The sequence below is a fragment of the Streptomyces sp. B1866 genome (assembly GCF_031932565.1).
Taxonomy (GTDB): Bacteria; Actinomycetota; Actinomycetes; order Streptomycetales; family Streptomycetaceae; genus Streptomyces.
In genome coordinates this window covers 1-9,033 of record NZ_JAVSCF010000253.1, presented here as the reverse complement: position 1 = coordinate 9,033, position 9,033 = coordinate 1, and the positions used below count along the sequence as shown (strand labels likewise).

Annotated in this window: 8 protein-coding genes and 1 tRNA gene; 4 read left to right on the top strand and 5 right to left on the bottom strand. The window is 72.6% G+C overall.

Going from position 1 to position 9,033, the window contains the following annotated elements:
- Both RKE29_RS24655 and RKE29_RS24650 read right to left on the bottom strand, forming a co-directional pair.
- On the bottom strand, nucleotides 1-814 hold an 814-nt coding region (locus RKE29_RS24655; protein ID WP_312007815.1), incomplete at its 3' end, for an aspartate/glutamate racemase family protein.
- A gap of 363 nt (nucleotides 815-1,177) precedes the next feature.
- Nucleotides 1,178-1,681: a DUF3830 family protein gene (locus RKE29_RS24650; RefSeq protein WP_312007814.1), complete on the bottom strand. Its 504-nt coding sequence runs from the start codon at nucleotides 1,679-1,681 to the stop codon at nucleotides 1,178-1,180.
- 345 nt (nucleotides 1,682-2,026) lie between these two features.
- Here RKE29_RS24650 and RKE29_RS24645 point away from each other — a divergent pair, with 345 nt between their 5' ends.
- On the top strand, nucleotides 2,027-2,815 hold the full coding sequence (locus RKE29_RS24645; protein WP_312007816.1) for an IclR family transcriptional regulator C-terminal domain-containing protein: 789 nt from the start codon (nucleotides 2,027-2,029) through the stop codon (nucleotides 2,813-2,815).
- Nucleotides 2,816-2,993: 178 nt separating this feature from the next.
- Nucleotides 2,994-4,823 (top strand): FAD-dependent oxidoreductase, encoded by a 1,830-nt coding sequence (locus RKE29_RS24640; protein WP_312007813.1) that lies wholly within the window; start codon nucleotides 2,994-2,996, stop codon nucleotides 4,821-4,823.
- 72 nt (nucleotides 4,824-4,895) lie between these two features.
- Here RKE29_RS24640 and RKE29_RS24635 read toward each other — a convergent pair whose 3' ends face one another.
- On the bottom strand, nucleotides 4,896-5,687 hold the full coding sequence (locus RKE29_RS24635) for a nucleotidyltransferase domain-containing protein (protein ID WP_312007812.1): 792 nt from the start codon (nucleotides 5,685-5,687) through the stop codon (nucleotides 4,896-4,898).
- Nucleotides 5,688-5,929: 242 nt separating this feature from the next.
- On the opposite strand from RKE29_RS24635, the gene RKE29_RS24630 reads away from it, so the two are divergent.
- Both RKE29_RS24630 and RKE29_RS24625 read left to right on the top strand, forming a co-directional pair.
- Nucleotides 5,930-6,003: transfer RNA gene (locus RKE29_RS24630), tRNA-Lys, on the top strand.
- Nucleotides 6,004-6,410: 407 nt separating this feature from the next.
- Nucleotides 6,411-6,662 carry a hypothetical protein gene (locus tag RKE29_RS24625; RefSeq protein ID WP_312007810.1) on the top strand — a complete coding sequence of 84 codons (252 nt, stop codon included), beginning with the start codon at nucleotides 6,411-6,413 and terminating at the stop codon, nucleotides 6,660-6,662.
- Nucleotides 6,663-6,790: 128 nt separating this feature from the next.
- Here the strand turns inward: RKE29_RS24625 and RKE29_RS24620 are convergent, their stop codons facing one another.
- Complete coding sequence (locus RKE29_RS24620; protein ID WP_312007809.1) at nucleotides 6,791-7,264, bottom strand: diadenosine tetraphosphate hydrolase; 474 nt, start codon at nucleotides 7,262-7,264, stop codon at nucleotides 6,791-6,793.
- A gap of 760 nt (nucleotides 7,265-8,024) precedes the next feature.
- The coding region (locus tag RKE29_RS24615; protein ID WP_312007808.1) for a M60 family metallopeptidase at nucleotides 8,025-9,033 on the bottom strand (1,009 nt) is incomplete at its 5' end.

Here is a 9,033-nt window from a genome sequence, read left to right as displayed (position 1 = left end):
CGGCCGGGCGCGCGCGGCGGCCCGGGCGGGGCGGGAGGCCCGGCAGGCCGCCCGCGCGCAGGGCCGCGGGTCCGGAGCGGGCCGCGGGGTCGACCAGCGACTGGTACGGGCCGACCGCCCGCTCCCCGACGGCCTGGAGCGCCGACCACATCGTCACCTGGTTGGCGGACAGCACCGGCATCCGCAGCTCGGCCTCCAACTGCGGGATCACGTCGTACGTCGGCAGGTTCGTGCAGCTGATGAACAGCGCGTCGGCCGCCTCGACCGCCGCCCGCCGGGCCATCTCGGCCACCTCGCGGTAGGACACCTTCCAGATGTGCCGGGTCAGGCCCAGGCTGGCCCGCCCGGTGACCGTGACCCCGGCCTCGGCCAGGTACTCCGCCAGCGCGTCGGTGACCGAGCGGGTGTAAGGGGTGACCAGCGCGACGCGGCGCGCGCCGACCTCGGCCAGCGCGCGCAGCAGCGCGCCGGACGTGGTGACCGCGGGCACCCGGCCGACCTGCGCCATGGCCGCGCAGATGGCCCGCTCCGCCGCGACCCCGTCCACGAAGCTGCCCGAGGCGCACGCGTAGGCGACCACCTCCGGGGCGACGGCGGACAGCGTCCCCACGGCCTCGCGCAGCGTCTCGTGCTCGCTGACGAGCCGCGCGAGGTCCATGCTCACCTCGACGGGGACGAACGGCGTTCGGGTCAGGTGCAGCGACACCTCGTCCGGTACCCAGCGGCGCAGCTCCCGGCCGAGCGCGAAGTCGAACGGCGCCACCACGCCCACGCCGCGCCGCGGGTGCGGGCCACCCAGGAAGGAGATGTCCATGTCGAGTCCCAATGCAGACGGCGGCTGACGTTCGGAGTGGTCACGGGCGGGTGGTGCGGAAGGCCGGGGCCGCGGGACGTACGGTCGCCGGCGACCGCGGGGTGGCCGCGTGCCTGGCGTGGTCGGTCCGCGCGCCTTCGGCGTCGCGCCGCGCGGCGTCGCGTGATGTGGGCACGCCTCGCCGCGTGGCTGCAATAGCCAACCGGATCTACGTTTCCAAACGGTTTCTTTGCCGTGTCCGGCAGCACAGTTGTCGTTTTCGGCGCGGATTCGCGGGTCCCGGGCGGTCCGAAGGCCCGTCTCCGCCGGCCCGCGCGGGAGGGCAGGGCGCGGGCCCGCGCCCCGGCAGGCGCTCCCGAGCGGTCACGCCCGGTGGAAGCTCAGCGTCTCCCCCAGCGCCCCTGCCCGCCACAGGTCGTGGCAGGCGTCGGCCATCCGCTCCAGGCCGTCGATCACCGAGCCCCACACGATGCCGGGCACGAAGCCGGTGTCCCCGTTGACCAGCAGGTTGTTGCGCTCGTAGAACAGCGCCAGGTCGACCACCGTCCGCTGGCCCAGCACGTCGCTGGCCTGGGGCCCGTACCCGTACGCCGCCGTGTTGAGCGTGGTGTCGGTGAAGGTGAAGTAGCACAGGTCGCCGGGGATGGGGGTGATCGTGGGGTTCTCCAGCGCCGGCTCGCGCGGAGCGAACGGCGACATCAGCGCGTAGATCTCGTTACGCGCGTACTTGGCGTGGTAGACGGCGCCTCCCAGCGGCAGCGCGCTCCACACCGCCTCGCAGGTGGCGGGCGCGCGGTCGGCGAGGAGTCGCGCGGTACAGCTCACCCCGCGCTTGTCGAGCGACACTCGAACAAATCGGCTTGTCATCGACTTTCCTCCCATCCGCCCTGAAAACCACTGTCGTATGGGTCCGCCCCGCGCGCGAACGGATCAAGGGCGGCCCCGGGCCCGTACGGCCCGGACCAGGGGCGGGCCGGACGCGGGCGCGGCGGCCGACGGGCGCGCAGAGGCCCCGGGGGCGCGGCCAGTCCCGGGGAGGCCACCGCGCGCCGCCCCCGGCGCATCGCCCCAGACCGCGCGCCCCCGGCGACGGCCGCCGAGAGCAGGCTCCACGACTGAAGATTTGTCAACACCCGCCACCGGCCCGGCTTTCCGTCGCTATCTTTGATGACGTATCCGACACAGCCGATCACGACCTGTGAGGGGGTGGCCGTGGCGCTCGGTCCCGAGCCGACCGCGCCGTTCCGCGCGGTCCGGCACGCGCTGCGCGTCCTGGACGTCGTGTCCCGGCGGGCCGGCGGCGGCGTGCCCGGCCCCCAGCTCGCCCGCGAGGCCGGTCTCGCACCCGCCCGCCTCGACCCCCTGCTGCGCATGCTGCTCCGCGAGGAGTACGTGCGGCGGATCCCCGACGGCGCGTACGTGCCGGGCCCGTCCCTGCTGCTGCTCGGCTCGACCGGCGCCGCGCGCGAGGCCGCCGCGGCGGACGCCCTGCGCCGGGCGCTCGGCGCGCTGCGCGACGCCGTGGGCGCGGCGGTCTACGTCGCCTGGTACGTCGACGGCGAGATCGCGATCACGCAGTGCGCCGACGGACCCGGCACCCCGCGGGTCCACGAATGGGTGGACTTCCGGTCGGCGGCCCACGCCATGGCGGCCGGGAAGTGCCTGCTGGCCCAGCTCGATCCCGACGGCCGCCGCGACCACCTCGCCCGGCACCGGGCCGTCCGGCTCACCTCGCGCACCACCACCAGCGCGGAGGCGCTGCTGCGCAGGCTGGACGCGCAGTCGCCCGGCGCGCCCGTGCTCGACCTCCAGGAGTACGCGGTCGGCACCGTCTGCGCGGCCGTACCGGCGACGGCCGTCCCCCCGGCGGCCCCGGCGGGCGGGCGCGCCGCGGGCTGCCTGGCGCTGTCGCTGCCGGTGTCCCGGGCGCACCGGCTGCGGCACGCGGCGCGGACGCTGAACCGCGAGGCCGCGCCGGTCCTGCTGTCGCTGTCGATATGACCGCCCCGCGCGCGACCGCCCCACGCGGCGGCGGCCCGCGCGGGGCGGTCGACCGGCGGCGACGACCGGCGGGACGGCGGACGGGCCCGGCACGGCGGACGCCCGGACGCGAGCCGTCAGAAGGCCGCGGCCGGACCGGCACCACACGACGACACGAGCGAGCGAAGGGGACGCGGCGATGGCGGGCGGCGACAGGACACGGCGGCACTTCCTGGGCACGGCGGGCGGGGCGGGCGGCGCCCTGGCCCTGGGCGGCGCGGCCTCCGGAGCGGCGGCGGCCGACAGGACGGCGACGACCGGCAGGGCCACGGCGACCGGCGGGGCGGCGGCGGACCGGCGGCGGACCGTGGCCGTGCTCGGCGGCGGCGTCTCGGGGCTGAGCGCCGCCCACGAGCTGGCCGAGCGGGGCTTCGCGGTCACGGTCTACGAGCGCCTGCCCGCCCTCGGCGGCAAGGCCCGCAGCATGGACGTACCCGGGACCGGCACGGGCGGCCGCAGGCCCCTGCCCGGGGAGCACGGCTTCCGCTTCTTCCCGGGCTTCTACCGCAACCTGCCCGACACGCTGCGCCGCATCCCCTTCCCCGGCAACCCGCGCGGCGTGCACGACAACCTGGTCAACTCCACCGAGGTGCTGCTCCCCCGCAACGGCCACCGCCCCGACCTGCGCTTCCCGTTCCGTACGCTGCTCGCGCCGCCGGACCCCGGCGAGCTGCTGCCGAACGCCCTGGTCCAGCTGCTCGCCGGGGTGCTGGACACCGCGCTGCGCCTGCCCGCCACCGAGACGCTGTACTTCGCGAACCGCCTCCTGGTGCACTTCACCAGCTGCGACGCGCGCCGCGAGCAGGAGTGGGAGCGGATGCCGTGGTGGGACTTCGTACGGGCCGAGCGCATGTCGTACGACTACCAGCGGCTGCTGGCGGTGGGCATCACCCGCAACATCGTCGCCACCAAGGCCGAGGAGGCCAGCACCCGCACCGTCGCCCGCATCCTCCAGGCGTTCGTCTACAACATCTTGGGACGCGGCGCCGACGGCCAGCCGGACCGGGTGCTGAACGCGCCGACCAGCGAGGCGTGGATCGGCCCCTGGGAGGCGTACCTGCGCGGGCTCGGCGTGCGCTTCCGGCTCGGCAGCGAGGTGACCGAGCTGGCGTACGACGGCGGGCGGATCACCGGCGTCCGCCTGCGCGACCCGGCGACCGGCGCCGCGCGCGTCGCGACCGCCGACTACTACCTCAGCGCCCTGCCCGTGGAGCACGCCCGCCGGACCTGGGGCCCCGCGCTGCGCGCCGCCGACCCGCGGCTGGCGCGCTGCGACCGGCTGGTGACGGACTGGATGGTCGGCGTGCAGTTCTACCTGCGCCGCCGCATGCCCCTCGTGCACGGGCACCTGGACCTCGTGGACACGCCGTGGTCGGTGACGGGAATCGGCCAGGGCCAGTTCTGGCGCGGCCGCGACTTCCCTGCCGACTACGGGGACGGGCAGGTGGCCGACTGCCTGTCGACCATCGCCTCGGAATGGGAGAAGCCGGGCATCCTCTACGCGAAGCCCGCCAAGCAGTGCACGCGCGAGCAGGTCGTCCGGGAGATCTGGGCGCAGCTGAAGGACTGCCTGAACGACACCGGGCAGACGGTGCTGCGCGACACCGACCTGCACTCATGGTTCATGGACCCGGCCGTCCAGGGCCTCGGCGGCCCGTCCCCGACCAACAGCGAGCAGCTACTCACCCACCCCACCGGCACCCTCTACGACCGCCCGCCCGCCGCCACCGCCGTACCCAACCTCTTCCTCGCCGGGGACTACGTGGCCACCGACATCGACCTGGCCACCATGGAGGGCGCCAACGAGGCGGCGCGCCGGGCCGTCAACGCCCTGCTGGACGCGGACGGCTCGGCCGCCGAGCGGTGCCGGGTGTGGCCGCTGTACGTGCCGCCGGAGCTGGAGCCGCTGCGCCGGAAGGACGAGATCCGCTACCGGCTGGGGCTGCCGAACGCGCTGGACGTGGGCTGAGCCCCGTACGCCGCCCCCGCGGGCCGAGGCCGGAAACCGCCCCCGGCCCACGGGCTGCCCCGCCAGGACGGATCAGGCCGCCGAGGCGAACAACTCCTCGGCGTCGGCGATCGCCCCGGCCAGCGCGCCGGGCTCGGGGCGCAGCCCGGCCACGACGCGGTCGACGTCGCGCAGCCCGGCCCGCAGCAGCAGCGACTTCTCGTTGGTCACCCACTCGCCCCGCGCCGCGAGAACGGCGTGCGCGGTCTGCGCGGCCGCGGCGGCCAGCGCCCCGGCGACCTCGGCCAGGCGGCCGTGCGGGGCGTGGTTGGCCTTCGCGTACAGCAGGGTCAGGCGGGCGCCCTCGCGCCAGTGGGCGGGCGCGGTCTCCCGCAGCGCCGCCGGAAACCCGGGGCGCGGCAGCTGCCCGCGCAGCGTACGGCCCACAGCCAGCTCGGCGACGACCAGGTAGCTGGGAATGCCGGCCAGGTGGAACATCAGCGGCTCCCAGTGAAACCGCCCCCGCTCGGCCTCGGCCAGCTCGTGCTCGACGACGTCCAGATCCCGGTAGTGCACGTCGACGCGGCGGCCGTCGACGGTCAGCCAGGCGCCGCCGTTGAACACGCCACCGCCCCAGCCGCCGATCTCCGACACCTCCCCGGCGTATCCGAGGCCCCGCAGCCCGGCGGGATCGAACCCGCCCCGGTAGTACAGGCCCAGATCCCAGTCGCTGTCCGACCGGTGCGTCCCCTGCGCGCGCGAACCGCCCAGTGCGACGGCCCGCACGGCGGGGAGGCCGGCGAGCCGGTCGGCGAGGCGGTCGAGGAAGACCTGGTCCTCCGCCTCCGAAGCGGCTGATGGGACTGGTGCGCTCGATGCGGTCATAAGTAGTGAGAACCCCATCCGGTAGGAGTGATGACTGCCGCGTACACAGGCACGCCACACCACCCGGGCGCGGGAGCCGGGCTCCCGCGGCGCCCGGTCACGGGGGCGGCCGGTCGTCACTCCATGCCCGCGACGATACCAACGGCCGCGGCCCGGCCCCGGGACCACCGACCCGGCTCCGGGACCGGCCGCGCGCGGTCGGGAGCACCGCTCGCGACCCGGTAAGATGAATGCGTCAGCAGGCGCCGCTAGCTCAGTTGGTTAGAGCAGCTGACTCTTAATCAGCGGGTCCGGGGTTCGAGTCCCTGGCGGCGCACCGATGATCAAGCCGCTGACCTGGGCGTTCTCGGAATTCCGAGAACGCCCGGTGCGTTTTCCGGCCCGATATGGGTCCAGGATGGGTCCGTGTGCCGAAACCGCGTCGGTGACCGCATCAGCTGGTCGCGAGTCGCGCCCCCCGCGCCGCGCGGCTTGAGTCCCGTGGGCCTGACCAACGCGAATCGGCAGGCCGGACGAAGGCACCGCTGGGCGATCGAGTGCGCCGCCACATCGCCGTATAGCAGGGATCACCCCGCCTGTTACGGTCCCCTGCCGCTGGGAAGGGCGACCGCCACCTTGGGCGAGCAATGGTCCGCGAGTTCCGCGTTCGCCCAGCCGCCCGGTAATGCTGGGCATTCCCCGCGTCGGCCAGCCATTTCCCGATGTCAGGCCCTGGAGGCTACCGTGATCCCCGCCATGCGTGACGGCCGCCGGGAGGACACCGAGCGCCGCCGCCAGCGGGTGGCCACGGCAGTCAAGAACGCCGCGAAGAACGGCGCCCCGATCAGCGTCTCGGCCGTCGCCCGGCAAGCCGGAGTAGATCGCAGCAAGCGCTGGGAACTCAGGCATGGCAAGAGTCAGGGCTCGGAGCCCCGGCGTAAATCGACGAACTCCAACGGAAGATCACGAGGCTGGAACAGCACAACGTCCAACTGACCTCCGCGTTGGAGGATGCCCGCTCCGACCTCGATGCCGCGAGGGCGGCCAACCGGGACCTGACCAGAGCACTGAACCAACGCGGCTGAGGCAGCCACTGACGTGTCCGGGCCAGGGACCCGGACACGTCAAGCGAGGAGACTGTCCAGTTCCTCGCTGATCGCCTCACGCACCGCGTCGTGTTGCGGGCCGAGGGCATGTTGCTGGTCGCTCCACCGCTCACGCGGATACAGCCACACTGGGCGGCCCACAAGATCAGTCGGCTCCCAGTCGAACCGCGGCCACACATGCGCATGCAGGAAGGGGTCGGTGTTCCCCAAGATCTCCAGATTGACCCGTCGGAAGGCTGGATCCAGCCGCCCGCAGGCACGCTCAACGGCCTCGCCCAGCTTGTCCATGTCGGACAGGAACGCCAGACGCGTGCTCTTCGGAAGATCCGACAGCCGCTCCACCACGGGATCGTCGACCAAGAGCACCGAGTATCCCGGCAGGAACTGGACGTCCCCGATCACCGCGAATCCTGCCTCCAGCTTCCGGAGCACCGCAGGGTTCTCGCCCCGAAGGGCACTACCGATCCTGTCGTTCCGCCAGTCATCAGTCATGATCGGCGATCCTACCCAACATCAAGTAGCCCCAGGTGTTGCACACGATACTGTCGATCACACCGGCGCTGAGCTGCACAAAGCGGCCTCCACTCGCCTCGCGCGCACGTCTCCAGCCGCGCCATCCGGTACCGCTCCAGATGCCGCACCCGAAGCTCGTCCACCCGCCCCGGAGGCTCGGCCAGCCGCTCCAGCACCGCGAAGAACCGGCGGACACTCTGCACTGGCCCATCGCCGCACGCTGCGTGCGGCGCCCGCCCCCAGGGCCCACCCGCGCGAACACGACCCACGGCCCACCACTCACACCGCAGCCAACGCCCAACACCCCACCAGGACACGGCCACCAGCCCAAAACCACCTCATTGTGTTAGGAGCTCTAAGTCCACCTCACCGGCCGATCCACGGGGGTGACGGGCCGGGGGTCGGGGCGGTAGGCCTACCCCGACGCGCACATGTGCCTGGACTGACCGCCCATTCCTGACCCTGTCCCTGCGGCGCCCGCCTCCGCGGCGAAGCCGCCGACCCCTCTGGACGACCGGATCGAGGCGGCAACCGGTCTGGGCGTGCGCACGCTGTGGCAGCGTCGCGCCGAGGGCCTGCTGGATGGGGAGACCGGCCTCCTGGCCGTTGTGCACCGCCAGGCTGGCGGACGCGGAGCAGGCGGTGGCCGTCGGCCGCTGGTGGCTGCATCACCTGTCCTCGCCTGGGACGGTCGACCTCGCCGAAGAAGCCGCGACACACCGCCGAGGAACTGCGAGGGTCAGGGCCGCAGTGCCGGCCAGTCCTTTCCCTTGGGCCTCCAGCCTTGCAGGTTGATATCCTGTGTTCCTTTGAGTTCGATGGTGGCGTACTCGTCGTCGGAGAAGACCCAGTACTGGGGGGTGGCGGTGGCCGAGCCGGGCACCCGCATCACAGCGTCGAGGGTGCTTCGTCCTCTGAGTGAGGACCAGTAGTCGGCGATACTGCGCCAGTCCTGGAGCCGACTGTCCGTAGTGCCCTCGATCTTGATTCTGATGTACTCATCACCGCTGAAGACGTAGTACTCGTCGTCGGCACCGGGGACAGGCACGGCTTCGCTGATCCCGGCCGGACGTCCTTTGAGGGAAGGCCAGTAGTCGGCGATACTGCGCCAGTCCTGAAGCTGAGTGTCCGTAGTACCCGAGATCTTGATCTTGGCGTACTCATCACCGCTGAAGACGTAGTGCACGCCGTCGGTGCCGGGCAGTGCCAGGGCGGCGTCCACCTGAGTCCTTCCCTTCAGCGAAGGCCAGTTTTCGACCGTCACGTCCCGCCAGGACACCACGATGCGGCTTGAGCCATCCGATTCGACAGCGACTCTGGCGTACCGGCCTCCGGAGAACACCCAGTACTCGGTCTCCTCCGTGGTGGTGGAACCCGGGACCTGCACGATGGCTTCACCGAAGCCTGCGGAGTACGCGGGCAGCCGGATCTTGGTGAGGTCACGGCCGGGCTGCGGAAGTTTGAGGGCGGCGATGGCCTCGCGCGTCTCGGCGTCCGGCTTCATACCCCACTTGACAAAGAAGTCCGTGAGATCTTTCCCGGCCGCCCGGGAAGCGGTCACCATGAAGTATCGCCGGTACTTGGCGTCTCCTTGGTAAAGGTTGCTGTCACCGTGTGCGCGGGCCTCTTTGTGGAATTTTGGATAGTAGCCTTCACCGAAGGCCAGGCGGAGTTGTTCCAGCATCACGAGGCGGACGAAGAGGTCGGCCTTCGTGAGGTCTTTCTCCTCGACCGGGCCAGCCAGGTAC

What these genes read in the sequence shown, in the direction of transcription:
- RKE29_RS24650 (WP_312007814.1), bottom strand. Translation starts at nt 1,681, where the DNA reads ATGACAAGCCGATTTGTTCGAGTGTCGCTCGACAAGCGCGGGGTGAGC.
- RKE29_RS24640 (WP_312007813.1), top strand. Translation starts at nt 2,994, where the DNA reads ATGGCGGGCGGCGACAGGACACGGCGGCACTTCCTGGGCACGGCGGGC.
- RKE29_RS24635 (WP_312007812.1), bottom strand. Translation starts at nt 5,687, where the DNA reads ATGACCGCATCGAGCGCACCAGTCCCATCAGCCGCTTCGGAGGCGGAG.
- RKE29_RS24620 (WP_312007809.1), bottom strand. Translation starts at nt 7,264, where the DNA reads ATGACTGATGACTGGCGGAACGACAGGATCGGTAGTGCCCTTCGGGGC.